The organism is Sporosarcina pasteurii, from assembly GCF_041295575.1.
Classification (GTDB): Bacteria; Bacillota; Bacilli; order Bacillales_A; family Planococcaceae; genus Sporosarcina; species Sporosarcina pasteurii.
The window spans coordinates 511,398-538,215 of record NZ_CP160452.1; the positions used below are offsets into that span (position 1 = coordinate 511,398).

22 protein-coding genes are annotated in these 26,818 nt (G+C 37.9%); 14 read left to right on the forward strand and 8 right to left on the reverse strand.

What is annotated here, in order from left to right; genetic code table 11:
* Nucleotides 1-421: 421 nt before the first annotated feature.
* Complete coding sequence (locus tag AB1H92_RS02400; RefSeq protein WP_115360000.1) at nt 422-730, forward strand: hypothetical protein; 309 nt, start codon at nt 422-424, stop codon at nt 728-730.
* Nucleotides 731-970: 240 nt separating this feature from the next.
* On the opposite strand, the gene AB1H92_RS02405 is transcribed toward AB1H92_RS02400, so the two are convergent.
* Nucleotides 971-2,278, reverse strand: a complete 1,308-nt coding sequence (locus AB1H92_RS02405; RefSeq protein ID WP_243835616.1) for a thermonuclease family protein — start codon at nt 2,276-2,278, stop codon at nt 971-973.
* A 508-nt stretch (nt 2,279-2,786) separates the two neighbouring features.
* On the opposite strand from AB1H92_RS02405, the gene AB1H92_RS02410 reads away from it, so the two are divergent.
* The 8 genes from AB1H92_RS02410 (at nt 2,787) to AB1H92_RS02445 (ending at nt 11,275) form a co-directional block, all read left to right on the forward strand.
* Nucleotides 2,787-4,376, forward strand: a complete 1,590-nt coding sequence (locus AB1H92_RS02410; protein ID WP_115360001.1) for a PucR family transcriptional regulator — start codon at nt 2,787-2,789, stop codon at nt 4,374-4,376.
* Nucleotides 4,377-4,498: 122 nt separating this feature from the next.
* Nucleotides 4,499-5,146, forward strand: a complete 648-nt coding sequence (locus AB1H92_RS02415; RefSeq protein WP_115360002.1) for an aspartate/glutamate racemase family protein — start codon at nt 4,499-4,501, stop codon at nt 5,144-5,146.
* Complete coding sequence (locus AB1H92_RS02420) at nt 5,143-6,708, forward strand: OPT/YSL family transporter (RefSeq protein ID WP_115360003.1); 1,566 nt, start codon at nt 5,143-5,145, stop codon at nt 6,706-6,708. Before AB1H92_RS02415 ends, AB1H92_RS02420 begins: the two co-directional genes overlap by 4 nt.
* An 18-nt stretch (nt 6,709-6,726) precedes the next feature.
* Entirely contained in the window at nt 6,727-7,776 is a 1,050-nt protein-coding gene (locus tag AB1H92_RS02425) for a DUF917 family protein (protein ID WP_115360004.1), read from the forward strand.
* A gap of 16 nt (nt 7,777-7,792) precedes the next feature.
* Nucleotides 7,793-8,731: a DUF1177 domain-containing protein gene (locus AB1H92_RS02430; protein ID WP_115364011.1), complete on the forward strand. Its 939-nt coding sequence runs from the start codon at nt 7,793-7,795 to the stop codon at nt 8,729-8,731.
* Entirely contained in the window at nt 8,731-9,402 is a 672-nt protein-coding gene (locus AB1H92_RS02435) for an AroM family protein (RefSeq protein ID WP_115360005.1), read from the forward strand. The genes AB1H92_RS02430 and AB1H92_RS02435 overlap by 1 nt, the downstream gene beginning before the upstream one ends.
* A gap of 246 nt (nt 9,403-9,648) precedes the next feature.
* Entirely contained in the window at nt 9,649-10,560 is a 912-nt protein-coding gene (locus AB1H92_RS02440; protein WP_243835615.1) for an aminopeptidase, read from the forward strand.
* A 154-nt stretch (nt 10,561-10,714) separates the two neighbouring features.
* Nucleotides 10,715-11,275: a hypothetical protein gene (locus AB1H92_RS02445; protein ID WP_115360006.1), complete on the forward strand. Its 561-nt coding sequence runs from the start codon at nt 10,715-10,717 to the stop codon at nt 11,273-11,275.
* A 66-nt stretch (nt 11,276-11,341) separates the two neighbouring features.
* Here AB1H92_RS02445 and AB1H92_RS02450 read toward each other — a convergent pair whose 3' ends face one another.
* The gene (locus tag AB1H92_RS02450) at nt 11,342-11,755 is read right to left on the reverse strand and encodes a YbjN domain-containing protein (RefSeq protein WP_115360007.1); all 414 of its coding nucleotides are present in this window, start codon (nt 11,753-11,755) and stop codon (nt 11,342-11,344) included.
* 458 nt (nt 11,756-12,213) lie between these two features.
* Here AB1H92_RS02450 and AB1H92_RS02455 point away from each other — a divergent pair, with 458 nt between their 5' ends.
* Nucleotides 12,214-13,263 (forward strand): 2,3-butanediol dehydrogenase, encoded by a 1,050-nt coding sequence (locus AB1H92_RS02455; RefSeq protein ID WP_115364013.1) that lies wholly within the window; start codon nt 12,214-12,216, stop codon nt 13,261-13,263.
* A gap of 160 nt (nt 13,264-13,423) precedes the next feature.
* Here the strand turns inward: AB1H92_RS02455 and AB1H92_RS02460 are convergent, their stop codons facing one another.
* Nucleotides 13,424-13,936 (reverse strand): sigma-70 family RNA polymerase sigma factor, encoded by a 513-nt coding sequence (locus AB1H92_RS02460; protein WP_115360008.1) that lies wholly within the window; start codon nt 13,934-13,936, stop codon nt 13,424-13,426.
* Between the two features lie 728 nt (nt 13,937-14,664).
* On the opposite strand from AB1H92_RS02460, the gene AB1H92_RS02465 reads away from it, so the two are divergent.
* Together AB1H92_RS02465 and AB1H92_RS02470 are read left to right on the forward strand one after the other, a co-directional pair.
* The gene (locus AB1H92_RS02465) at nt 14,665-15,255 is read left to right on the forward strand and encodes a competence protein ComK (RefSeq protein WP_166739553.1); all 591 of its coding nucleotides are present in this window, start codon (nt 14,665-14,667) and stop codon (nt 15,253-15,255) included.
* 161 nt (nt 15,256-15,416) lie between these two features.
* Nucleotides 15,417-17,114, forward strand: coding sequence for a M4 family metallopeptidase (locus AB1H92_RS02470; RefSeq protein ID WP_115360010.1), 1,698 nt, complete (start codon nt 15,417-15,419; stop codon nt 17,112-17,114).
* Nucleotides 17,115-17,681: 567 nt separating this feature from the next.
* On the opposite strand, the gene AB1H92_RS02475 is transcribed toward AB1H92_RS02470, so the two are convergent.
* Nucleotides 17,682-18,896: a hypothetical protein gene (locus tag AB1H92_RS02475; protein WP_115360011.1), complete on the reverse strand. Its 1,215-nt coding sequence runs from the start codon at nt 18,894-18,896 to the stop codon at nt 17,682-17,684.
* 1,072 nt (nt 18,897-19,968) lie between these two features.
* Between AB1H92_RS02475 and ltrA the strand changes: the two genes are divergently transcribed.
* Both ltrA and AB1H92_RS02485 read left to right on the forward strand, forming a co-directional pair.
* Nucleotides 19,969-21,768, forward strand: a complete 1,800-nt coding sequence (gene ltrA, locus AB1H92_RS02480; RefSeq protein ID WP_115360012.1) for a group II intron reverse transcriptase/maturase — start codon at nt 19,969-19,971, stop codon at nt 21,766-21,768.
* Nucleotides 21,769-22,018: 250 nt separating this feature from the next.
* Nucleotides 22,019-24,181 (forward strand): MarR family winged helix-turn-helix transcriptional regulator, encoded by a 2,163-nt coding sequence (locus AB1H92_RS02485; RefSeq protein ID WP_115360013.1) that lies wholly within the window; start codon nt 22,019-22,021, stop codon nt 24,179-24,181.
* Between the two features lie 358 nt (nt 24,182-24,539).
* Here the strand turns inward: AB1H92_RS02485 and AB1H92_RS02490 are convergent, their stop codons facing one another.
* The 4 genes from AB1H92_RS02490 to AB1H92_RS02505 form a co-directional block, all read right to left on the reverse strand.
* The gene (locus AB1H92_RS02490; RefSeq protein ID WP_115360014.1) at nt 24,540-24,758 is read right to left on the reverse strand and encodes a DUF2922 domain-containing protein; all 219 of its coding nucleotides are present in this window, start codon (nt 24,756-24,758) and stop codon (nt 24,540-24,542) included.
* A gap of 44 nt (nt 24,759-24,802) precedes the next feature.
* Nucleotides 24,803-25,021, reverse strand: a complete 219-nt coding sequence (locus tag AB1H92_RS02495; protein WP_166739552.1) for a DUF1659 domain-containing protein — start codon at nt 25,019-25,021, stop codon at nt 24,803-24,805.
* Between the two features lie 170 nt (nt 25,022-25,191).
* Nucleotides 25,192-25,869, reverse strand: coding sequence for a DUF4956 domain-containing protein (locus tag AB1H92_RS02500; protein ID WP_115364014.1), 678 nt, complete (start codon nt 25,867-25,869; stop codon nt 25,192-25,194).
* Nucleotides 25,844-26,701, reverse strand: a complete 858-nt coding sequence (locus tag AB1H92_RS02505; RefSeq protein ID WP_243835614.1) for a polyphosphate polymerase domain-containing protein — start codon at nt 26,699-26,701, stop codon at nt 25,844-25,846. Before AB1H92_RS02505 ends, AB1H92_RS02500 begins: the two co-directional genes overlap by 26 nt.
* Nucleotides 26,702-26,818 lie beyond the last annotated feature (117 nt).

Sequence of the window (26,818 nt, forward strand, 5' to 3'; positions counted from 1 at the left end):
CACACCCTTCTGATATTCTCGCCCTAGGTCCAAAAGGTTTAAGTAGAAATATCAATCGAACAGAAGAAAAATTATTCACCTTGCATTTAGTGAACATATAAGTTTTGCGCTTGAAAAGCTAATAGAAGGTAAAGTAACTACTGGTTATCCGGTAACTGCATTGATTGGTCATGAAGATGTTACTGTCATTACTGATATAATAATATAGCAATTAAAAAGTCATTTAGAGAGAATTTCTTCTTTCTAAATGACTTTTTTTATAAAATAGATTGATTACTAGCTGGATTTATTCCATTATATCCTATCAATTTCAAATAAACCTTATTATTGAGAAAAAATAGCTATCGGATTAGGTCCAAAGGATGTATACTTTATTTAGTTAATAAGTAATGTTAACAATATTCTAAAGGGGGAAGAAAAAATGAATTGCATGGTTTGTGACACACCTTTTAGCGCGGATGATACTGAAATGATAATAAGGGATAGCGATACTCCGATTTGTGATGATTGTGCAGTGGCTACAGTAGAAATCCATGTAAAATACGATGGAGAAAATGACTTGCTTGATTATTTGAAGAAGGTTGTACCGACTAAAGGGGTCTGTGGAAGTTGTGAATCTAGAAAAGTTGACTTACTAAGTATCAAATTTGGAAATCCAATTGAAGGGAATATTCAATGTAAAGATTGTAAGTTGGAAGACGTGGTGGATATTTATTTGGAGATGGTTTGATTAAAATTTAAAAGTTGCTAAATCGTTATATTGAGTGAGAAGTGGGTTTATTGTGTTGGATTGGTATTATTCTTCACTGATGGTTGGTAAGATTTTTTATCGTAAGAAGCAAGTGGAAATCAGAACTCCAAAATAATAATGGGGGATCTATGTATAAAAGAGAAAGTCGACATTAAGTCGACTTTTTCGTTTTCAGAAACTTAAATTGCGTAAGTGGAACATGCAGAGGCGTCTATCTAATTACCGTTTGGGTGCTCTAAATCCTGCGTTCTGTGCTTCCTCAACCGAACAGAACCATCTAGCGGGGTTTGTTGTTCGTTCATAATAAGTACTCCCTGGAACATGGTAAATGCCGCTACTACTTCCTTTGATGTTACATTCACCTGTTTTTTCTGGTTCAGCCTTTTGTACTTGTTTTGGTTGCGTATCTACTTTCTTTACTTGCTGAGTTTCCGTTATAGGCTTACTTTCTACCTTTGGTTTGTTTGTAGTTTCGTGATTGGTTTTTGGTGCAGCAACTATATGATTATCTGTGTTTTTCTTAGTCGTAGAGGTAGTTGTAACTGGTTGGCCGTTAAACCCTTTATCCGAAACATAATCTTCAATCGACCAAATCCCGATCGCCTTTTTCTTCGCAGTATTCTGTGCGGCATTAAAATCATCCAAATACTTTGTATTAGGCGGGTAGACAGCAACTCGTGCAAGACCTTTCTCTAGTAACGTTTGGTTAAAAAGCTTATCACCGATCCACGCATAGGCAAGTATTCTACCATATCTATCGCGCTCTTGGACCCCGACTTCCAATGTAATTTCTTTTCCTTCAAGTTGTTCAGTTGTGAATGCGGATGCTTCTGGTCCGAAAGGTTGGACCCCCATTTGAGGATGCTTTGTTTCCGGGGTATCAACTAAAATAAGTCTTACTCTTTCTTCTTTACCATCTAGATGAACAATGAATGTATCCCCGTCGACAACCCTCGTAACTTTAGTTTTTATGCCTTGTACATCACTCGGAGGTGCGCGTTCGCTTGGAACATCAATCTTGGCTGACGTGGTTAATTGTTTGTTTGCATCAACATAATCACCAACTAACAATTCACGAGAATCCCCGATAATTCCTACGACTGCTTCCGGTTGATTGTCAGCCAACGATACTTTAATTGATTGCTCGCCTGATTTTAATTCTTCAATTGGAATTGCATCCGCAGAAAACTCACCGTTTTTCACTGTGAGATTTTTTTCGATTTCTGCAGATTTATTATTTAAAAGGGTAACTAATAAAATTGTTTCATCAGGCAGATTCGTTTTTCCTGTAATTAGCAATGAATTGTTTTCAATCTTATGATTCACTGTTAATTCAGGTGAGAACTCTTCTTTATGCAGCTGTTCTTCTTTCTGTGATGGATTTTCATTCTCAATAGCAAGTTCATCATTTTGCATGCTGTCGCTTACATCACCAGCGCACCCTGTTAATATAAAACTTAAAGATAAAAATAGAATTAGGAAAGGACGAATGATAGCAGAATCTTTATTAGTCTTATTAATGATCAATTAACTTACTCCTTATGTAGTATTAATGTTATTTCAATTTCACGCCTAAATGGAGCAGGGTCCATACGCTTCTCCATAAAAATCATACTATTTTACTATACTATATTTTGTGGGGAATATCATTTGATTTAGTGTCGGGTACCTATGCAAGACGGTACTCAGACAATACAAAAGACGTATAAAATTAAATTTCAAGTATCTATTATGTTAAATAGACAGTGAAAAATGATTACCGCCAATGAAATGTACCACGAGTGATATCTTTTGTGCCTTCCTTTTTCGTCAAAAAAAGAGAGGTTCATTAACATTCTGAACTATCGGATTAAATTACCGGGTAAGATATGATAGTATAGTTAAAAATAAAAGAATAGTTGCGTTGTAAACGTTTTTTAAACAAGTTGGTTTTTAAATGTTTTCTCTAAAACGAAATGGTCAGTACAGCGAAAGTTAAATTTAATACTAAATTAGTAGAAATAAGTTTTTCACTACAGGAAGGTGGGGCGATTTTATGGATGTCAAAGGAGCTTTACAAATAGGTGATTTGACGAAGGGACAACTTGTAGGAGGGCATACAGGGATTAATCGAGAAATTACCTCTATAGAAGTAATGGAGGTTCCCGAGGTTATTAGTTGGGTGACATCGGGGCTATTAGTAATGACCACTTTTTATTCAATCAAAGACGATCCGGAGAGGCAAGTAGAAATTGTTCAATCCTTGATAGATAAAAAAGCTGCTGGAATTGTTATTAAGCTGGGACGTTTTATCGAAGAAATTCCAAAAAACATGCTAAAAATAGCAGATGAAAATGCATTTCCTATTATTACAATACCCAAAGACATTTCCTATATTAATGTTCTAACCCCTCTATACGAGGCGTTGTACGAAGAAAAACAGCTGGAAGTGGAAAGTGTCCAAAATCCATTTTTTGAATTTGAGACAATGAAATTCAAGTCGCTGTCAGATGCTATCGAGATTATTTATGAAATTGTGAAAAGCCCAGTCTATATCGAAGATACCCAAGGCAGTTTATTATATGTATCCGAAGAGTTCCTTCCAGATGGATGGAGAAAGTCGAGTACATTGTTTTCAGAGCCGGAATATAGTGATTACCAAGAAGTACTTGAAGATTGGCATTCTACATTTACTTTACAAACGTATCAAGTATTCAAAATGCAAGGTTACCGTAATCGTATCGTTGTTCCGCTCCTTTCAAATAAGAATGCATTCGCATTTCTTCATATACTTTACTCTGAAAAAATGGAGAGAAATTTAATTTCTGCACTAGATATGAAAAAATTAAGTGTTAAAATAAGCGAATTATTTATGAACGAACAACTATTCTTGCAGAAAAAAAGAATTGAGGACATAGAGCTACTAGAAGGTTATTTAAACAATGGAAATAGGGGATCAACTAAAAGAGAATTTTTAGTAATCAACATTCAAGCGGATTGGATTGGAAAACCTCACTTTCCATCATTTTATTTAATTGATCAATCCTGTTTAATTCGAAAAAGACTCCATGGACTTGTTGGTGAGATTTCAGGTTGTACAGCTATTATTTTTGAAAAATATCATAACTTTTATGTGCTTTTAATATATGAAAAAGACAGCCATTCAGATATATTAAAGCAGATAAAGGAAAACATTGAGGTCGAAGCTGGTATTAATCCGATGTGGGTTGCTGTGGGTCCTGCTATAAAAGACATTAGTCATTTTGATGATTGCATACGTTCCGTTGATAAAACGATGGAAATTGGACGGAAAATTAGGCCGGAAGAAAGTTTATATACGTATGATAAATTAGGTATCTACGAGATTCTCATCAATTTAACATCGGATACGCTTGTTCAGACATATATCCAAGATGTACTGGGTCCATTGCTAAAGAGTCAGAACAAAGAATTGTTGGTAACCCTAGAAGTTTATTTGCATGAGAACGGAAATGTTTCGAAGGCTTCAGAGAAATTATTCATTCATAGAAGAACACTGACCTATCGAATTCAAAGAATACAAGAATTATTAAATATGAATGTAGACGATGCTGAAAGCCGGTTTATCTTAAGGTTTTGCATGAATATCAGAGGGTTATCCAAGTAGGCGGTATACACCGTCTTTTTTTATTGGGAAAAGTGAGAAATTATTCACGATAATTATTTCTCATTTTTTACATTACGGTAAATAGTCAAAGTATTTATAATCATAAAAAAGAGGTGAGTGTAATGTTGGGAATCATTCGAGTGTTAACGACAGATAATCACGAAGTATTGCAAGAACATGGGAACAGAATGAAGTCTATTTTTCAAGTCGACTCACTAACAAAATGTATACAAGATCAGCCTCACGGTATTTACAACAAGGAGACGGAAGAAATCGCTATACCGAAAATTGTTGCTCTTGCAAAACAAATGGCAGAGGAAGACGGTGTAGATGCAATTACGATTAGTTGTGCAGCTGATCCCGCTTTGGAAGAATCGAGAGTTGCCGTGTCACTTCCCGTATTGGGTGCCGGAGTATGCGGTGCACACGCTGCAAGTATGGTCGGACAACGAGTGGGGATCATTGGAATTACGGAAGAGCCACCGATTAGGATGAAGGAAGAGTTAAGTGAGAAATTTCATTCGTTTTCTTACTCACCGAAAATTCGAAAGACCACAGATTTGTTTTCAACTGATGCGAAGGAAGAGTTATTGAATGTCGTAAACAATGTAATCCAATCAGGCGCAGATGTTATTTTGTTTGCATGTACAGGTTTTTCGACAATTCGTCTAAAAGATTACTTAGTGCAACATATAGATGTTCCAGTGATTGACTTAGTCGAAGCCCAAGCTATTGCTTACCAATTAATCAATGGGGAGAAATTAGGATGAAGAAAAAGACGTTTGACATACCATTTATAGTATTTTCGATTTTTGTTGCGGTATTCGGTGCCATTATTGGGATGCAACTTATCACATCGCTTGGAATTACACCGAATACATCCATTATTGGTGCGTTAATTGCAATGCTAATCGCACGGATTCCAATGCAAATGTTTTACAAATATCGATCTTTAGAAAATCAAAATCTGATACAAACGACAATTTCAGCTGCAACATTCGGTGCTGCTAATAGTTTGCTTATTCCAATCGGACTTCCATTTGTAATGGGGATGCCTGAGCTGATAATTCCTATGCTAATTGGTTCAGGTCTTGCATTGTTAATTGATGTTTTCATTCTTTATAAAGTTTTTGATTCAAAGTTGTTCGGCTCAAATGAGACGTGGCCGCCTGGAGTAGCGACGGCTGAAGCGTTAAAAGCCGGTGACGAAGGGGGCTCGAAGGCTAAGTACTTAGGTCTCGGAATTTTTGGTGGGATAATTGGTTCTCATTTCGGAATCGCGATGTCTGCTTTCGGAGTAGCATTTATCGGAAATATTTGGGCACTTTCGATGTTTGGTATTGGATTACTACTGCGGGGCTATTCTGTTCAATTGTTCGGTGTCGACTTAAACGAATACTATATTCCGCACGGCATGATGATTGGGGCAGGGTCTGTAGCGTTACTGCAGTTTGTCTTTACACTACTGAAGGCAAAAAAAGAGAAATCCAAAGAACTACAGGTTGAAGGACATGAGTATACTCGGACGGATCGTGACGTTAAGAAAGGATTCGGCTTAGGATTCGTTCTTTATATCGGGGCGGCGATGCTACTGGCTGTTTTAGGTGGAATTATCGGAGAGATGTCTGTGCCGATGCTTATCCTATTTGTAGTTTTTGCGGGTTTTGCAGCACTTGCGAGTGAAATTATTGTCGGGATTGCAGCGATGCACTCGGGCTGGTTTCCTGCATTTGCAGTTACCTTAATTGCGCTTTTAATAGGAATGATGCTTGGATTTCCGCCGATTGCTCTTGCGTTACTGACAGGATTCACTGCCGCGACGGGACCTGCGTTTGCAGATTTAGGTTACGACTTTAAGACAGGCGTAATCTTACGAAAAGGTCAGAATACGGCACAGGAACTGTTTGGTCGTAGGCAACAACTTAAAAGCTCATTGATTGGTTTCGGTGTCGCGATTGTGATGGTGTCCCTTTTCCATGACACTTTCTTTGCCCAAGATCTTGTACCTCCAGTTGACCGTGTATACGCAACGACAATTGAGTCAGGACTCGCTGGAAATGTAGGAATGCTTCTCTTCTTGTGGGCGATTCCTGGTGCGATCATCCAATTAATAGGTGGACCATCACGGCAGATGGGGATTTTATTCGCAACCGGTTTGTTAATTATCAATCCAATTGCCGGTTGGGCGGTAGTTGCGGGTATTTTAATACGGATTATCATCCTGAAAGTAAAAGGACCAGAAGCGGAAGGCGCTATGTATACAACCGCCGCTGGATTTATAGCTGGGGATGCAATCTATAGCTTTTTCACTTCATTATGGAAAGCAAAGTAAAGTAACGGAGGGTATTACATGACTAGGAAAATATTGACTAGAAGAGATGCGAAAAATGCAGTTTATGGAGGCTGTATATTAGGCGGTGGGGGTGGAGGTTGGATTAACGACGGGCTCGAAAAAACTAAGCTTGCGTTTAAAATAGGTTCGCCCGAACTAATTACAGTTGATGAATTGCAAGACTCTGATTATGTAGCATGCGTATCTTTGGTAGGAGCTCCTTCCGCAAAGGAATTATATATTGATTCCGAGCAGCTTATTGCGACTGTGGAAAGGATGCAAAAGGAATTTGAAAAACCGATTAAGGCCTTGATGACGAATGAAAATGGTGCGGCCACAACAATCAATGGGTGGCTTCAAGCAGCTGCTACGGGACTCCCGTTCTTGGATGCACCATGTAATGGAAGAGCCCATCCGACTGGCTCCATGGGCTCTTTGAATTTATCGGAAGTTGAGGATTATGTATCTATTCAAGCTTTTGCCGGGGGGAAAGGATTGAAAAAAGTTGAAGGCGTTGTGTCTTCTACTCTTGATCTTTCTTCAAGCGCCGTCCGTGCGGTTTCAATTCAAGCGGGAGGCATGGTTGGTGTTTGCAGAAACCCTGTGGATATCGGTTATGTGAAAGAACATGCGGCTGTCGGCGGAATTACACAAGCGATTGAGTTAGGAGAAGTGTTCTTTTCTGTACCGGAAGGCCCCGAACGTATTGAAGCTGTTGCTTCTTATTTAAAGGGAAGGGTTATCCATTCCGGAACAGTTAGCAATTTTAAATTGGAGGAAACAGGCGGATTTGACGTAGGAATCGTACAAGTGGACGATTTGGAACTTACCTTTTGGAATGAATACATGACCGCTGAAATGAATGGAGAAAGAAAAGGAACGTTTCCTGATCTAATTATGACTTTTGATGCTGAAACAGGTATGCCGCTTGTTAGTGCGGAAATCAAAGAGGGTATAAAGATTGCGGTGATTTCTGTACCGAAAGAAAATTTGAAACTAAGTTCTACAATGTTTAATGAAAAGTTATTACGTGCAATTGAACCTATTATACAAAAAACTATTGTCTGAAGGGAATGTCGAAAAATTGTCTTTAAAATACACGATGGAGATAATGGAACTACTAGATGATGCAAATGCAAATGGTGAAATGGTTATTCAATTGTTCGAAGGGTTCGAGCATTGTGAAGCAACTTATGAAACGGTAGAAGGACATAGTGGATCAACGGATTTCGTAAAAATTATTATTAAGGGAACAAATGGGAAACTAAGCGGAGGCAATGCTCCTTCGCTTGGAATTGTTGGCAGATTGGGCGGTTTGGGCGCACGCCCGAATCGAATCGGATTTGTTTCAGATGGTGATGGTGCTGCAGCTGCAGTGACAATTGCCTTGAAAATGGCGAATATGTCGATAAAAGGTGACAGGTTACCGGGAGATGTTTATGTGACAACCCATATATGTCCATCTGCGCCAACGCAGCCACATGAGCCCGTTGATTTTATGGGGTCACCCGTTGATATTTTAACGATGAATCAATACGAAGTCGTTCAGGAAATGGATGCTGTACTTTCAATAGACACGACAAAAGGAAATCGTGTAATCAATCATCGTGGAATTGCTCTCTCTCCGACAGTTAAATCTGGTTATGTTCTAAAATTCTGTGATGATCTACTGCGTATTATGGAAATGACGACAGGTGACTTGCCGGTTACATTTGCAGTTACGACACAAGATATAACACCATATGGTAATGATATTTATCATATTAACAGTATTCTTCAGCCAGCTGTCGCGACAGATGCACCTGTTGTTGGTGTTGCGATTACGGCAAAAACGGCAGTGCCAGGATGTGGGACTGGAGCAAGTCATGAGGTTGACATAGCACAAGCGGTTCGCTTCTGTATTGAAGTAGCAAAAGAATACACGCAAAATCAATTCGAATTTTACGATGTAGCAGAATTTAAGCGTTTGGAAAAATTGTATGGCTCAATGAAGCACTTACAAACATTGGGAAATGAGCAGTAATGCCAGCTGGTATAGTTGGTGTATTGACGATCGGACAGTCTCCACGTACGGATGTTACACCGTCGATTTCCGCAATAGTTGGACCTGATGTAACCATCGTAGAACGTGGGGGATTGGACAGTTTGACGGAGGAAAATCTTCAGTTGATTGCCCCGGATGCATCAGATACGACGTATATATCGAGGTTAAGAAATGGAAAGTCGGTAAGGATTGGCAAGAAAAAGCTTCTTCCATATTTGCAAAACGAGTTGTCTCAGCTTGAAAAGGAGACGGATATTGTACTAATGCTTTGCACGGGGGACTTTCCTATGCTGGAAACGACGAAGCCAATTATTTATCCTGATAGGGTTTTAAATCATACAGTGAGTGCAATCCTTGCATCGGGATCACTAGGGCTTATTATTCCTCTGGTGGAGCAACGGGAACAACTTGAGAAAAAGTGGGAACAATCGAATTTGCAACTTTTGGTTGAAGTTGCTTCGCCATACGAGAAAAGTGACGTTGCGGGGGCTGCACATGCCTTAAAAGAACAAGGTGCCGATATAATTGTTTTGGATTGTATGGGATACGATGAACGTCATAAAACGGAAGCGGTAAGGGTGAGTGGATTGCCTGTTTTACTACCTCGGACGCTAGTTGCCCGTATTATATCTGAATATATTTCTTCATAGATCCGGGAAACCGGGTCTGTTTTTGAATTGAGGGTAGTTTAATGCCGATTGTTGCTTTATTTAGTTTAAGCTTATTACAGGGTTCGACTTTTAATTTTTGGGGAAATAGGTCAACTAATATCGAAAAAGGTACCACATTTAACAGCAAATTCCGCTGCTTGATGATTCTTTAGAGATTGGTACAATCATTGCATTAGTTTTGTATTACTAAGTGTTTATTTATCGAAAGGAAAGGGTGGAGAAAAATTGAAAGACTTTCAACAAATAGTAGCATCATTAATGGTGAATAACTTTTCTGTCGATAAAACCGTCAATATCCTCGTTGTCGCAGATGTCAGCACTGAAAAACTAGGCAGGAAATTCGGAGATGCGTTGGCGCAAAACGGATGGCGAGTAAGTACACACATAATGGAAGATAGAGCGAAATCGGGTGAAGAACCACCGGCAGAAACGGCGGGGGAAATGTTGAATTATGACCTCGTATTTTGTTTGACGAAACACTCGCTGACACATACTGTCGCGCGAAAAAGTGCCAACGCTAAAGGGATCAGCGTAATTACCATGCCAGGGATTACCGAGGATATGTTCCTAAACGGTGCGATGGCTGCCGATTATAGCATTGTGGAAAAAGAAACGCATAAAATGACTGCCAAACTTACGGAGGCGAAAGAAATTACGGTCCACACAGGCGGTAGGCATGAATTGATTATTCCCGTCGAAGGTAGGGATGGTGTTCCAAGTACGGGTGTATTCCGGACAAAGGCGGCATCTGGAAACTTGCCGTCAGGTGAAGCATATATTGCACCAGTTGAAGGAGCAGCTGAAGGAACAATTGAAATAAACGGTTCCATTGCGGGAATTGGTTTGTTAGAGGAACCAGTCATGTTAACGATTGAAAACGGTCGGTTAGTGACAGCTAGTGGAAAAGACGGGGAGAAGTTGCTAGGACTCCTAGGTGAAGGCGACGGAAGATTCCTGTGCGAACTTGGAATTGGTACAAATCACGCTGCCCGTTTAACAGGTAATATACTGGAGGATGAAAAAGCCTATAATACGATTCATGTAGCGTTCGGTTCTAATCACACATTTGGTGGCATGATCAAAACAAATGTGCATATCGATTGTGTAACGAAGAATCCATTAGTGGAATTGGATTGACTCAAATATTAAAATTCATTTAGGTTTGGATGAATTTCTTTTGTGTATTTATTCGTACAGTTGAATTATCGTAGTTGGTTCACGCATAGGGACCTTTTTCGTAATACACCCACATTATGGTAAAATAGAAGAAAACTGAATTTAGGTGAGAAATATGAACCAATGTGAGTGGTGCGGGACTGGTGAGGCGAAAATTCATTTAACTGGCGAGACAAGCAGTAACGTTTGTAATCATTGTTACAATGCTCTGATGTCGGAGGAATTAGGCATAGAGGTTGAGCAGTTGATGGAATCTTTTACGATGAAGGATGATGAGGGCAATCTCCGAACCTTCCATGTGGAAATGCGAATCCAGCCGATTGGGATCTGCCTAGAAGCCAAGGAAAATAAAGGTCTTGGCTATCAATTTGCGATTCATGGTGAACTAGATGATAGCCAAAGTGACCTGTTGAAGCGGCTTATAGAAAAGGTGAGAAACGGCATCCAGGAGAAGCAGATAGAAACGGGTACTTTTCAGAATGGACAAGTATTCCATTCGATGATTCATGATCAAGTAGTCGGTCGTGTTGAATTTGATGAAGCTTCTGATGGGCTACCACTTGTTATAATCGATGGAAAGCCATATACGTGGGAAGAAGTTGGTAAGATGCTGATGACGTATGAAGGTTTTCAGTTTAAGCTGAAGATGTATGATATGACGGATGATGTTGATTGAATTTGGTTAGAACAAGAGCTATCGAGAATGCAAGGAATGCACTCGATAGCTCTTTTCATTTGTTGTCTATGCTTTTTTTAACTCAATTAATGCAGGATAAACTTTTTCAGCTGCGTTTAAAAACAGGCCGATGTAGTTTATGACAGCTTGAGGATTAAAATGATCCTCTATATTGTATGAGTATTGAGCTGCAACATGTCCATCAAAATCAATAAATTTAATATATCTGAACTTCTCGTTGAATTCATTGAGCAGGCTGTGAAGTTCTGCTTTTTTTGCTGGATTGTTGATTTGAACGATGTTAAAGATATTGATGTCAACGATGGATTCGCTGTTTGTGAAAAAAACTGCAACGACTACGTCATTTCCATAATCGAGTGTTTGTCGAACACGAAAGTACACGCCATCCTCATCTTGAGTTCGTTCCATTAAAATGTCATCTTCCATTAATTTCTTTGAAAATATTTCAGAATTTATCATAGAAAATATTCCTCCTCATTTATGTATAGGTTCTATTGTACATAGTGTACATTTTGTAATTGTAGCATGGTTTAGTGTAAATCACGAAGGAGAACTAGCGGATATTCTCTTTAAAAATTAACCCACCACAGTTATTCCTCCTCAACCACTTGTTTATACGTAAGACACTATAAACAATACGATACAATTGCATGCGCTAAAATAGAAATTCATCCTGGATGAATTTGTTTTGTGTATGTATTCGTAAAGCTGATTGCCATAGTTGGTTTTGCATATTTGACATTATACCCCCACAGGTATATAATTGGTTGCGTAAGGAAATAGTTTGTGTGAAACAAGCAGAGTAGGAAGGATATTAAAAGGGGTTGACCTCTCTTTTTTTGACTACTAATATACCCATGGGGGTAGTCTTGTTTTTAGGTTGAAATAATTAAAGATTTTAGGAGAGTGAATAATTGATGAGAGCAGCAGTTTGGCATCATGCAAATGATATACGAGTTGAAGAAAAAGAAGTGAAAGACGTTGGCGTGAGTGATGTATTGGTGCGGGTTGCGTGGACCGGTATTTGTGGAAGCGACTTGCATGAATATGAAGAAGGACCGGTCCTCATCCCTTCAAATGGTCCTGATCCTTTGACGAATCAAGAAGCACCCTTAACGCTTGGACATGAGTTTTCAGGTGTAGTTGAAGCAGTTGGTTCAGATGTGACTGGGGTTAAAGCAGGGGATCGGGTTGCAATCAACCCATTAATCACATACGGTAAAAAACCATCCGCATATGACATTTACGATGGATTTACATTTGTAGGCCTCGGTTCAGACGGTGGGTTTGCGGACTACGCAGTCGTAAATGAAAAGAATGTTTACAAGCTGCCGGAAGGTATGTCGCTGGAAGAAGGTGCACTTGTTGAACCAACGGCTGTAGCAGTTCAAGCAATAAAAGAAGGCGGCTTGCAATCGGGACAAACAGTGGCGATTTTTGGCGCAGGACCAATTGGACTCGTTACAATTGCTGCTGCGAAGGCGCAAGGAGCTTCGAAAATCGTTGTATTTGATTTGTCAGAAGAGCGCCTAGAAAAAGCAAAAGCAATCGGTGCAACTCATATTATTAATTCAGGAAAAGTAGATCCGTTAGAAGCTGCAAAAGAGATCGAACCTGAAGGCTATGACGTTGCATTTGAAGTAGCAGGGGTAGAAATCACGTTAAATCAAGCAATTAAAATTACAAAATCACGCGGAACAGTCGTTATCGTATCGATTTTTCCGAAGACGGTTTCTTTCGATCCTATGGACTTAACCACTACCGGAGTTAAAATTACATCGACGCTGGCGTATGAACGTGAAGTGTTTCAGAAAACGATTGACCTAATGGCTTCTGGCGATATAGATGTAAAAGAAATTATAACAAGCCGAATCGAATTGGAAGACATTATTGAAAAAGGGTTTAAAGCGTTAACAAGCGATAAGTCGCAAGCAAAAATACTTGTGAAATTAAGCGGTGAACAATAAGCGGTAAACAATTACAATGGGTGACTAGGGTACCAGGTTCCGACACAATTTTTAAATCGTGTTGGAACCTGGTATTTTTATGGTGCCAGTCACTCACTCAATTCGGACACTATTCTGAAACATGTGGAACTTGGTGCCAGTCACCCACACAATTTGGACGCTATTCTGATAAATCTAAACCATATCCCCCCATTAACTTCCTCAATTTAACAATCACGCGCTCTCTTCTTTTTTTAATTGCCGCCACGGTAACGTTTGCTCGTTCCGCGCATTCTGCTTGCGTCAGTCTCTCGACAAAAATCCACTGGATAATCTCTTTCTCATTTTTCTTTAATTGTTCAAGTGCCTCGCCAAGTTTGTCTGACCTTCCATTGAATAGAGTAAGTCCTACTTCTTGATCAATTAATCCAACTAAAAAAGCATCCTCTGCTTGCATCATATTTTCTTCAAACTGGTTTTCTCGTGTTAACAAATCAAGCATTGCGCCGCGTATACTTCTTGCTGCATAACCCGCAAAGTTTCCTTTACCTTCTTCAAAGCGTGTCCAGGCTTGCCATAAAGCAACTCGTCCAACTTGTATAAAATGTTCTTGATTACGGTAAATATTTAACTTGCGAATTGTAGCGTAAATCATCGGTTCAAATTGCGTTAATACTTTTTCAAAATCTGTCAATTCATGGCCCTTCTGATCGTGCACGATACGTTTTATTCCCGGGTACACTTATCGTAGGAGAATTAACTTGAAGGAGCGAACGACTATTTTTGAACTATCCACGGGCGGTAAGTGATGAATGGTAACGCCATAAGTGATAAATGGCAGGGGGATACGTTAAGAATGAGTATATTTAATGAGATAAACATGAAACTCGAAACTAAATCACTTAATTTAAGTAGATATTAGTTCGAAAGTGTTAGACTTATCGGAATAAACAGGTATAATAAGAGGTACAAGGAGGGAGGGGGTTTTATCAAACAGTGACTTATTGGCTACTTTTCGAGAAATAACCTATGGACAATTCGGGGAAGAGGTCCTGACAAAGGCATCTAGAAATGGGATGCAGTGCTGAAATAAGGGGGGGATTTTAAGTCGCAAGGTGTCCGACGGATTCGAACGAGAGTCGGGAAATAAGCTATACATATTGGATGGAAGTGCCGCACTTTCATCAGCCATGAGTCATTTGAAATCAGAGAAGGAAGCGTATGAAGTTTCTAATAGATCATGATGCATGACAAGTGCAATCATACATAGATGATCTTTCCGATTATTCAGTTGCGATTCAAATCTACTTGGATTTGGGACAGATAGTGGGGGACACAACCAAGTAGGAGTATTCCAACATAGACTTAGTGTACTTCTGTTGATAAAAGATAGTAAGGATACATACAAAAGGGGGAAACAATGTGGAGATTTTGAGTGAATTTGTATTGAGGTACGAAACGATTTTATTTCATCCTCAGTACGATGAGTTTGGAAATTTAATGACAGTGGTTATCGGAAATCAGGAGCCACTTTTGGTAGACATGCCACCTTCAAAGTTAATTAATTATAATTTGAACTACTATGGTTCTAGCTTAGAAGGGGCTAATGCTGGCGCTAAAGCGGTTCTAGGAAAAATCAAAAGATGTCCAATTGTCGTAAACGAAACACTCGGAATCTATTGGTTCCCCACTAAGTCGCCTAACAAGGAAGACTGCGTATGGATTGCCTTACATCATGTTAAAGAATATACAGGATTGGAAAAAGGGAAGACGATGGTGGTATTTACCAATGGCCGTTCAATTGTTTTTGACATAAGTATTTATTCATTCAATCAAAGAGTGCAGCGAGCGTATGAGTTAAAAGGGAAAATTGAAAGCAGAACGAAAGCGTTAGAATACCTAACTGTTGATCAGCAACAGCTTCTTTATTTGAATGAAAAGAGAAGAGAATATGCATTTGAAATGAATTCTGTGAATCTAGGTAAGCGTATGGAATTTAATATGAGGGTTTAAAATCTGTATTGTTGACTAGCACCTTGGTGCTCCTTCACTCTTTTTTCAATGGTTAGTTACACCTATTATGCAGGCTATGAATGAATCTTTAGACAATACCGTAATGATTCTAATTATTCATGCAAATCAATCTTCAATCATCTATACTAAAGATGATAAAGATGAATAGGGGGCATGAAACATTGGTGAAAAAGAAAAGGTTTATCGTTCCATTGGTTTTATCGTCTGCGTTATTGGTCGGTTCTACCTCAGTAAGTAGTGTATTTGCACAGCCGGTTGATTCTACTGAACTTAGTAGTGTACAAGCTTCTAAGAAGTGGAACGAGCGGGCAAGCGTTCCTGTTTTTGTGAAGGAGCGACATGCGGAGAAATTCTCTTCTAGCAACTCTTCTAATGCACTTAATTATTTAAAGAAGAACCAGGGGAAAACTGGAATTAAAAATCCAGATAAAAAGCTAAAAGTAAAAAAGACGGAAAAAGATGATCTGGGTATGACGCACGTACGTTTTAATCAGTCAATTAATGGCGTAAACGTGGAAGGATCCGAAGTCATTGTTCATTTCAATGAGGATCATGAAGTCGTAGCTGTCAACGGAAGAGTGAATGAGACCATTGACGATGAGGCCGTGGATACAACTGCCGCGATAAGCAGTGATGCTGCAGTTAAGAAAGCGCTGTCATCTGTTAACGCCCCGCAAGAGCTGACTTATGAGCCGACGACTGAGCTAGTTGTTTACCCTTTTGAAGATGAAAACCATACGGCTTATAAGGTGAATGTGAACTTTATGGGGGACGAGCCTGGTAACTGGTTTGTCTTTGTCGATGCAAAAAGTGGAGAAGTGATTGATCAGTATAATGGCATCATGCATGCAGATGAAATGAAAACACAAAATGGGGTTGGAATAGGCGTACATGGCGATCAACGGAAATTGCATATTAGCCAAGTGAAGGAACCGAAATCTGGCACTCAGTTTGCCTTAGCAGATTATGCGCATGAGGATCTTAAAGGGATATTCACATATGATTCCAAAAACGATACGGATACCCGGAATGATACGCTCTATATGGGGAATTCCGCTTCATTCAAAAGTGATTATGACCGAGCTGCTGTCGATGCACACTATAATTCTGAAAAAGTATATGAATACTTTCTAAATGAACATGGCCGAAATTCACTTGATGATGAGGGGATGGAAATTACTTCCTACGTCCACTATGGTAACAATTATAATAATGCCTTCTGGAATGGACGTTGGATGACGTATGGTGATGGTGACGGAGAGTTCTTTATTTCACTTTCAGCTGCGCTTGACGTTACGGCTCATGAAATGACGCATGGGATTATCTCCCACACAGCCAATTTAGTATACCGGGACCAGCCTGGTGCATTAAATGAATCATTCGCTGACGTCTTTGGCGCAATCATTGATGAGAAAGATTGGGAAATCGGCGAGGACATTATGGCACCAGCAGCAATTGCGGAAGGTAACTGGAGACTACGCAGTTTGAGCGATCCAAATAGTGTTGTCGTGACTAATCCACAAAGAGCAGCTTATGGTAGTGGGGTTTATCCAGCCCATATGGATGAATATTATCATATGCCACGTAACGTAGATAACGGCGGTGTCCATGTGAACTCTTCTATCCCGAACCATGCTGCATACCTGATCGGGCAAGAAATTGGAAGAGAGAAATTAGGACAAATTTATTACCGCGCATTAACGGTTTACTTAACACCATATTCTGAGTTTAGTGATGCGCGTCAGGCAATCGTGCAGTCTGCAATTGATATTTATGGTGAGGGTAGCGCGGAAGAGGCTGCAGTTCATGCAGGGTTTGATGCGGTGGGGATTTATTGAGGTTGAAGAGTGGAAGGTTAATAGTGGGGGTGTTTTTCGAAGGCATGGATATTTTTTGTCTGTGCCTTTTTTGTGATGAGGGTAGTCGTATCTTGTATATCATATAATGCTCAGAGTTAGTTGTTAAGGTTGGAGTACGTTAAAAATTGGGTACCTATTATGAAAAGTAGATAGAGAATAACGCAAATAACCATTGTTTTCAGGGTATAGAGAAGTAACAATCATAGAACTTCCAAACCCTCACCACTATAAAAGAGGAGCTGAAATCAATGGTTATATAGTCATTAAATAAGTGTAGGGTACCTGTACTAGACACCATTCAGACAATACACTAAAATTGCATGAACAAATATAGAATTCATCTAGGTTAATATTTGGATGAAAATCTGGTTTACTACTGCAAATTGTTCATTGCTATTTGGTTCTTGCGCTTATACTCACTTGGATGTTGAAGTAAGATAATCCGGCGACCCATGAATTAGAATATTATTATACCAATTTGTGTAATTAAATAATTCAATCTTCGCTAAAAACTTTATTTACAATGTTTTTATATCTATTCATTTATTACTCATTACTGACGTAAGGAGTCTCTATTATTTTTATTTTGTCCTTGTAAGATTCAATAGTTTTATTTAGATTTAGTATATTAGTATCTTGTTCAATATAATGATAGTAGTACCTAGAAATTTCAAATAGGGTTAGTATCTCTTTTGCTTCTTTAATAAAGTAGTCGTTTCTTTCTGGTACTATTCGTGGTAAGTAATGGACAAATAATTTAAAAATAGATAGACTAGGTAAATTATTGTAGATGTTCTTACCGTTTATTATTGCTTTAAGGACGTCTTTTGCTGAATATTTAACAGCAGCATTGAACAATGTAAAAAATTCTTCATCCGATATATTCTTCTCCACACAGTTATCATGCAATGTCTCAAGGTTAATGGTTCCGATTGGGAACTTCATAAAGCATTGAGATTGAAGTAAGTCTTTTAGTATATCTAAGCTTGATATTATTGATTTTTTTGAAATGCTTTCCCCAATCGTTCTGTATCTTTTATATTCCTCCCAGAAGAATAGTGATTCTTCTGCAAGATACAATAATTCATCATTTGTTGGATTTTGTATATCTTCAAATAATATGTCGAAACGATCTATGATTCTTTTAAGATTGTTCCAAATTAATTGCGGCAACTGCTCCTTGCGAATAATTCCATCTGCTTCAGGTAAAGCAACATTAGTACGTATAATACTGTCATTGTTTGAAAAAGACTTACTTTTACTATCAAAAAAAGATAGCATAGCAATATAAAACATCATATTTTCATTTACATTTTTCATTTTTTGCAAGTGAGTATCATTTAAGTCTCTAGAGTCTAGGGGAAAACCGCGTTCTAGTATAAAGCTTTTGTGATTTTCCTTCCAATCACTGTGAATAATTGTGTTCCTTAAATATTTTATTGCAAGATAATCATTTAATATTTCTTTATCCGCATTTATGCCATTTTTTATAAAGGCTTCGTAAAGATTATTAATCTTTGAAAAGTTACTTTTATTCTTGTCAAAGAATCCACTTAGAATGTTATTGTCAATGTATTTAGACCATTGCTTAATCATAGATTCAATATTACCTATAATGAACACACAGTAAATTCTACTAAAAGATGCAGAGAATAGGTGGTGGGTTGTCTCCTTGAAAGGATGAGTCAACATCGCCTCTCTCATGTCATATAAATACAGGATATCATCAGAATATGTTTCTATAAATTCTTTGGGCTTCATAGAGCTACTCCTTTACTTAGTTAATTCACTAATTTTATTGTTTAGTTAGTGTAATCTAATGATGAATCTAAATTTTATACTTCGGATTATATCCTTAACCACCTCCACATCCTAATTTACTTTCTTCTATGGCATGCACTTATATTTTTATGAAACGATTTTCAAGCACCACAAGAATAAAGTAATCAGGGAGTCAGTAGGATAATTATACCATATTACCAGAAGGTTTTGGAAATAGACTACATTCATTTCGAAACTAAAAGAAAAAACTGGATCAGTACCGGTTCATCCTTCATCTCAATAACAATCAATTCGTGCAGTAGAACACATTTATTGTCAGACACTATTCAGACAGTACGCTAGCGCGACACGTTTCGCTATAAATGCCTACGGCATGAAATGCGAGATTTCTTGAACCAAAAGAAATATAACTAATTAACTGTAGTTCGGAATGAAAGCCGTCATGTTGAGCCGAAACGAACTGTCTAATACTCCTGCGTGCGACTAAGAAATATAGTTCTGAATCGTACGAAGCCAGGTGAAGTCGACTGAATATAACCTAAATCAAGCCACTATAATGACAAGGATATAGATAGGTCGGGATGCTATAAAATATCAATGGTGAGAATGTTCTATAAGAACTGACAAAGTTGTGGATTAAAGGGTCTAGATTGTCACTACACGCGAAAGATGTAGCCCACTCCGTGGGGTGAAGTACCGAAAAGTAAGACTGGCGTTATGAAATTCGGAATAGGTAACGATGAATCTATAACTTCACAGGCTCAGAGCAACCACCTAAAGATATATGCACAGCTAGGTTAATTGGAACGTGGAAAGCAAGAAACGACCACAAAAACGACTATAATCGGGTCGATGTTTATAAGGTTAAAAACCAACCGAAATGACTTTATTCTTGTGAGAGTAGGGGCACAGTATTTATGAAACAGTGATAATAAACTGCGGAGAGATAGCCCCAAGTCTTAATTCTCGAAAATAATTACAACTTAAATGCAACTCACAAGGTCGTGTAGGATGATGGGACTTTTCGAAAGGAAAGGGAAGCAATCCATCGGTGAGTACACAATTACGTCATAATGAATACTACAATATGCAAACCAAGTTGGATGAACTCTATGAAAGAAGTAAGAATAACGGGCTAGAGGGATACGACTTATATGGAAAAATTACTGAAAAACATAACATCTTACTTGCGTATAGGAACATTAAAAGCAATACCGGTTCCAAAACTGCTGGTGTTGACGGAAAAACGATAGCTGATTTCAAGATAGAGTCTGAAGATAGTTTAGTCAACGAAATCGTGAACTGCCTAGACAACTATGAACCAAATGGTGTGAGGAGAGTCGAGATACCAAAACCGAATGGTAAAACAAGACCTCTGGGAATTCCGACGATGCGCGACAGGCTGATACAACAAATGTTTAAGCAAATCCTAGAGCCTATCTGCGAAGCGAAATTCTACAATCATTCTTATGGCTTTAGACCAAATAGAGCTACAAAACATGCAATGGCTCGTTGCCAACATTTAATCAACAGGAATGGTCTGCACTATGTTGTAGATATAGATATAAAAGGATTTTTTGATAATGTCAATCACAATAAGCTGGTGAAACAATTATACAATATGGGGATAAAGGATAGAAGAGTGTTAGCGGTAATAAATAAAATGTTGAAAGCACCTATTGAAATAACAGGGGTTCCAACAAAAGGCACACCGCAAGGTGGGATATTGTCGCCCCTTTTATCGAACGTGGTACTGAATGATTTGGACCACTGGATATCAAACCAATGGGAATCATTGAACACGAATCACAAGTATAGTGACAATGGATGTAAATATAGGTCGCTCAAGAAAACGAATCTAAAAGAAATGTTCATTGTCCGTTATGCAGACGACTTTAAGATATTCGCAAGGAATCACAAATCAGCTTATAAAATTTATCATGGAGTCAAAAAGTATCTGAAAAACAATTTAGACCTGGAAATTTCGCCTGAGAAATCTAAGATTACAAACCTTAGGAAAAATAAATCTGAATTTCTTGGTTTCACGCTAGAAGCGAAAAGAAAGACGAAAAAGTATGTAGCAATAACGCACGTAGCCCCCAACAAGAAAAACGAAATAGTGAATAAGGCTAGGGAGCTAATCAAGAACATACAGAAAGACACTAGCGTAAAATCGGTTAACCATTATAACAGCTACGTAATGGGGATTAAGAATTATTATAAATCAGCAACGCATGTTAGCATTGACTTCGCTAAAATTGCCTATCGCCTATTCCGCACCTTGTACAATCGTTTGAAATCTATTGGTAAGTATGGTGTTCCAAGAAAACCATCAGAAACTTATAAATTATTTAACAAAAACAACTATAAAACCTTTGAAGTACTGGGTGTACATCTGCATCCTATTGCGGATGTCAGAACTTTGGATAATAGAAACTTTAAGCAAAGTATCTGTAATTACACATCAGAAGGTCGAAATGATAAACAAATAATTAAAGGTAGTATAGCTCTGGAACTGCAACTAATGCTTATGAATACACATGAAGGACAAACTGTAGAATATACAGATAATAGGCTTTCAAGGTATTCAATGCAGAAGGGAATCTGTGCAATCACTGGAGAATTCATTTATAGCTATGATGTGCACTGCCACCATATACTGCCAAAGTCATTAGGCGGGACGGATGAATATAGAAACCTAGTAATAGTGAACCGAACGGTTCACAAGTTGATTCATGCGGTAACCGATAAAACGATTGAACGATATATGCAAATACTGAAGTTGAACGGAAAACAGCTTGAGAAACTAAATAAATATCGTAAGAAGTGTAATTTAACTGAAATTATCTAATCAGATTAAGATGGAACGCCGTATGAGGTGAAAGTCTCACGTACGGTGTGGAGCAGGGGAAAAGGTAGAGATAATTTCAAAGCCTTACCTATTGCTATCAATTGCATAAGAAAAATTAAGAGTCCGATCAAATTGTTTGGAATCCGTTGTATATTAGCTCATTTACTTAAATTATCATTTGCACTATGATAGAGGGACAAGCAAGAATTTCGGGAATTTTATTAAACCTATTTAATTTAGGGGGATGACAATGTATACGGAAGAACAAAGAGATGGTTTTATAAGAGTATATGAAACTTTAAGACTGTATAAACGAATTACGCCTAAGAAGCTTAACGGAGAAGAGACAATTGATAAACAAAATATTATCAAGGATTTATACGTAGATTTATTGCCTAATAACGGTATCATTAGAAAATTATTGTCTGATGAAACTTTTATATTATTAGGACGAAAAGGAACCGGGAAATCTACACTTTTTGCACGAGCCCAATATGATATTATAACTCGTAAGAAGAAACTGTCAGCATATGTAAATGCAAAATCTGTTGTAGATGATATGAAGTTTCAGAATAGCAGTTTGAATATACCTGATTTAGAGGGTGTTTTAGAATCCGAACAAATTGGAAGGTTATTACTGGTAAAGAAATTTTTAAACGACCTATTTGATAGTATTGTAGTTGAATTAAAAAGAGAAGAACAAAATCTTTTTGAGAGAATAAATAATAGGTTTAGGGATACTAGAATGGACTCGCTAATAAAAAATATTAAGGATAAAATTGATAACCCTGATATTCTTAATATAAACAGTGTGGTGTCTAAACAGACTAGGGAAACTGAGACCACTAATAGGACTAGCACAGGTGAGATGGGAGTGTCAGGGACATCTAATATAAATAGTATTAAAGAAGCATTGGTAAAAATATATGCAAAGGTTGGGTACAAGAAAGAAGTAGCCAGTGAAGTAGAAAACGATTCATTAAATATTTTTGCTAAGCTTTTTAATGTTGGAGATATTATAAATGATATTAAAAGATTATTGATCATTGCTAATCGAGAAAAACTATTTATTTTCATTGATGACTTTTCTGAACTTACAGAAGGTGATATGGAGCTGTTCTATCAAACATTACTAAATCCAATTTATAATTCTGCCAGAGATGAAGTTGTTTTGAAAATAGCAGCTTACCCAGGGAGAATAACTTATGGAGATCTAGAAGCAGGTAAATATGATTCTATCCAAATTGATGCATTCGAATTATATGGTCTGAATATTGCTGAACTGGAAAGGAAATCGAGTGATTTCATAAGAAGGTTAATTGAGAATAGAATAAGTTTTTATTGTAAGACAACCCCAGAAACATTTTTTGATACAAGTGAACAAACTATTGAAGAATATTATTTGTTGTTATTTGAAGCCTCTATGAATATTCCGAGGACCTTGGGACATATACTTAGTCACTGTTATGATAATGTAGTATCCTATGATAAAAAAATCACCAAATCTGATATTCTTAATGCAGTGGAAATGGTTTACAGAAAAATAACTAAAACATATTTCGACAAAGAACATAAAAGTTATGGAGTTTATAAGGAGAAATTAGACATATTTACCCAGCATAATTTAATTGAAGCCCTTTGTGAAAAAGCATTAGATTTGAAGGTTGAATTACCGAAAACAAATAATCAGCATTTTAGTAATTTGGAGTATGCCCATTCAAGTCATTTTCAGATTAAACCTGAGTTGGTGTCTTTCCTCGAATCTCTAGAATTTAATGGTCTAGTTCATAAGGTAAGTACAATAGCACCAAAATCAACGAAAAATAAAAAAGCTAATGTAGACGTATTTGTTTACGCCTTTGATTATGGATTATGTCAGTTTAATAAGATTTTGTACGGGAGACCTGAGAGAACCTCAAAATATTCAAAGTACTACCAACAAAGAAGGTTTGATTTAAGTGAGACATTGATTAATACATTATCTAGTAATAAAAAAATTGTTTGCAAAAATCCTGATTGTGAGACGCAATATGATATAAATGAGTTACCTATGATTGAACAGTTTGATATGATGTGTAGACGTTGTTTTCAGAAGACTTGTGAAGTTGATTATGATGAGAGTATAACCGAATTAGTAAAAGAAAATTTGAGTAAAGCACAATTCACCAAGGAAGAACTAGATATTCTACAGGTTTTAGAAATGTACACGAATACCACTACGAATTTAAAAGCTTATCCATTGGAAATTGGGCAGGAATTGGATATTTCGTATCAACTTGTTTCAAGGATAGCGAGAGGCCTTATTGTTACCGAGTTAGTAATAAGAAAGGAAGACGAAACAAATAATAACAGACCGTATTATGAAATTACTGAGGCAGGAAAAGATACATTGACCAAGATTTTGAGCATATAAGTCTAGGGTGCCAGGTTGTGTAACAACTTTGATAATGGTGTTTGTGGAGATAATCCGGGTAGGAAATGTTGTGTATTGAAGAGGGAAGAATTAGAGGAGGCGGACGTTTTCCGGGAAATACTGGAAACCTGTACTTTTTGATACGATTTCTTTACATTCATATAATGACATACGATGCAATGGATATGCTTTTTGGTATTTAGCCACAAGCTTAACGGCATTAGTGGCAATTATCGCGATTGTCATCAATAGAAAAAAGTAACCTATCTCCGTGTTCTATTTCATATCCTTCTGGGGTAGCATCCAAAAAACCGGTTCCTCAGCAAAAAACTGGAGAACCGGCTATCTTACATTCCCATTACTCACTCAACAAATCAGTCACATCACGCTCAACAACACGCGCGCTTTTAATAGATTCAAGCGGATAATCATTCACTTCAAACACGCTAGAAGCAATGATTGCCTGCATCGCAGCCTCTACTTCAGGTGCCGTCAAATCTGCACGCGGCTCGTCCACAGTCAGTGTGACGCTCTTGCCGTTTTCCGTGTTAAAAATCAATTGAAGAGTCTTTGCCATTTTTTATCCCCCCCTTATTTGTCCAATTTCCGTACCTGTTGCTGTTAATTCCACACAAATGATGTTTCTACTTTCTCTGCACCGATAAACGGTAATTCCGAAAGCTGTGCAAGTTGCTCAAGCGCGTTGTACAAGTTATCTGCGCTGGCATCTTTCGCAATGTTGCGGTATGTCTTTGATTTACGGATCAGCTTGCCATCCTCCGTCATCCCGGCGTTAAAATACACCTTACCAACTGCATCTTTAAAGTCGATTGTAGCCATGTTCCTCACCTCCCTCTCACCCTTTATATAGAGAAATACAGGACAAAAGGATACATTTATTGAAAAGTTTTTTATTTTTCTTTCGTAATAAGTAAAAAGGGAAGTCGAGCATCTCATGATGTCAACTACCCGAATTACTATTATTCATCTATATGTATAGCAGTGAAAGGTCAATCTCTCGTTTCCAAATAAGATAGAGATACTTTCAAATTGGCGTTACGCTCACGAATGACGTTGAGCAGCTCACGGTCTTTCGTGTCAACTTTGCTGCGGATTGCGAATGTGTATAAGGTCATTGTTCCAAGATTTGTTGTTTCAACTTGGCGAAGTTGATAGCTCTCTGTTTTATCAGCAAGAATATCGTCAAATAAATTTTCGTCGTTTAAGTTTTCTGGAACCGTAATTCTTAAGATTTGTGTATCTTTTCCTACACCGTAATCGACTTTATACAAAATATAGAAGATAAGACTCGCGAATAAAGTTAGAACGATTGCGAGTTCAAATTGAAATAAACCAGCTGTCATTCCCACACATAGCCCAAAGAAAATATACGCAATATCTTTGGCATTCGTCACTGCACTTCTAAAGCGAATAAGGGAGAAGACTGCGAATAAACCGAACGCAACACCTGCATTCCCGCTGACGACGTTCATGACGACAGATACAATGATACTCATCATCATAATTGTATGTACAAAAGCTTGTGAATACCGTTCTCCAGTAAATGTGATTTGGTACACCTTCGTAATAATTAAGCTAAGCAATGCTGCAAGCGCCATCGCGCCTACGCTCATCCAAATTGTGGGTTGCCCCTCTAATCCATTAAATTGAAATAAGTTGTTGATCATTTCCACTTTTCCTGCCTCCAATTGTTGTTGTTTCCATCCACTCATTTTGTGGTAAGTGATGTCCGCTTAATAATTCCGTACTCGTGCAAAACTTTGAAGCACTTCTTTGTTCGCAATTTAAGTCTTGTAAATGGCGGGTAAGCCATAATGGAACACTGTCATTTACTTTAACTTCAAGTACGACAAGGTCTTCATCAATAAATCGTTCCCCATATGCACCATGTTCAACGGCCAAATCACCATTCCTACACTTTAAATCCATGTCGAAAGTGACACGTAGTTCGGGGTCGGTCACGCCGTGAAATGCTTGTCGATAATAGCTGACGATCATTTCGGGGTGTAACTGATAAAACTGCTTAAAATATTCAATCTCTCGTAGCACTTGTTCATTTGTTGATTGATAGGAAGCTAGTTCTTCATCCAATCCATTCTCTAAGAATCGATAGGCTTCCGCTAACGGCATGACAACCCGTCTCTTATTGACGACGTTGTTATGCTTTTGCTTCACTTCAAAAAACGCAGTTCCGTTAATATCTGTCTCATCGTAGACACGAAGCCTCAGTTTTTGACGATATTTCAATTTGTTCTTCGTTTCAAAGTAGATGTCCCGTTCATCATTTTCGAAATACAAACTCGTTACGGTATATTTTCCGTTTATCCCATATTTGTCATACCGCATATGCGGCATCATTCTTTCAACGAGTTGTTCATACTGCCACCTTGTAATTAAATATTTCTGTTCCCGGCGACTGAAAATTTCAATGGCCACGTCATCACCTCTATCTATTTTTAACAGCCATTTGGTTGGTTCACTATTATCATAGGATTTCATTATGTGAGTATCCTGTGAGGATTATTAGAAAATGATGAGAGCGATTTGCTTTACGAGTACCAGTCACTCAAACTTTCATGTTAATTCGAACAAACATGATTGTTTAAGCTTTCGTGT

Excerpts from the sequence above, each read along its gene's own strand:
- AB1H92_RS02470 (WP_115360010.1), top strand. The coding sequence starts at position 15,417 with ATGAATAGGGGGCATGAAACATTGGTGAAAAAGAAAAGGTTTATCGTT.
- AB1H92_RS02495 (WP_166739552.1), bottom strand. The coding sequence starts at position 25,021 with ATGGCTACAATCGACTTTAAAGATGCAGTTGGTAAGGTGTATTTTAAC.
- AB1H92_RS02415 (WP_115360002.1), top strand. The coding sequence starts at position 4,499 with ATGTTGGGAATCATTCGAGTGTTAACGACAGATAATCACGAAGTATTG.
- AB1H92_RS02425 (WP_115360004.1), top strand. The coding sequence starts at position 6,727 with ATGACTAGGAAAATATTGACTAGAAGAGATGCGAAAAATGCAGTTTAT.
- AB1H92_RS02455 (WP_115364013.1), top strand. The coding sequence starts at position 12,214 with ATGAGAGCAGCAGTTTGGCATCATGCAAATGATATACGAGTTGAAGAA.
- AB1H92_RS02475 (WP_115360011.1), bottom strand. The coding sequence starts at position 18,896 with ATGAAGCCCAAAGAATTTATAGAAACATATTCTGATGATATCCTGTAT.
- AB1H92_RS02500 (WP_115364014.1), bottom strand. The coding sequence starts at position 25,869 with ATGATCAACAACTTATTTCAATTTAATGGATTAGAGGGGCAACCCACA.
- AB1H92_RS02485 (WP_115360013.1), top strand. The coding sequence starts at position 22,019 with ATGTATACGGAAGAACAAAGAGATGGTTTTATAAGAGTATATGAAACT.
- AB1H92_RS02490 (WP_115360014.1), bottom strand. The coding sequence starts at position 24,758 with ATGGCAAAGACTCTTCAATTGATTTTTAACACGGAAAACGGCAAGAGC.
- AB1H92_RS02400 (WP_115360000.1), top strand. The coding sequence starts at position 422 with ATGAATTGCATGGTTTGTGACACACCTTTTAGCGCGGATGATACTGAA.
- AB1H92_RS02435 (WP_115360005.1), top strand. The coding sequence starts at position 8,731 with ATGCCAGCTGGTATAGTTGGTGTATTGACGATCGGACAGTCTCCACGT.
- AB1H92_RS02505 (WP_243835614.1), bottom strand. The coding sequence starts at position 26,701 with ATGAAATCCTATGATAATAGTGAACCAACCAAATGGCTGTTAAAAATA.
- AB1H92_RS02450 (WP_115360007.1), bottom strand. The coding sequence starts at position 11,755 with ATGATAAATTCTGAAATATTTTCAAAGAAATTAATGGAAGATGACATT.
- AB1H92_RS02420 (WP_115360003.1), top strand. The coding sequence starts at position 5,143 with ATGAAGAAAAAGACGTTTGACATACCATTTATAGTATTTTCGATTTTT.
- AB1H92_RS02410 (WP_115360001.1), top strand. The coding sequence starts at position 2,787 with ATGGATGTCAAAGGAGCTTTACAAATAGGTGATTTGACGAAGGGACAA.
- AB1H92_RS02445 (WP_115360006.1), top strand. The coding sequence starts at position 10,715 with ATGAACCAATGTGAGTGGTGCGGGACTGGTGAGGCGAAAATTCATTTA.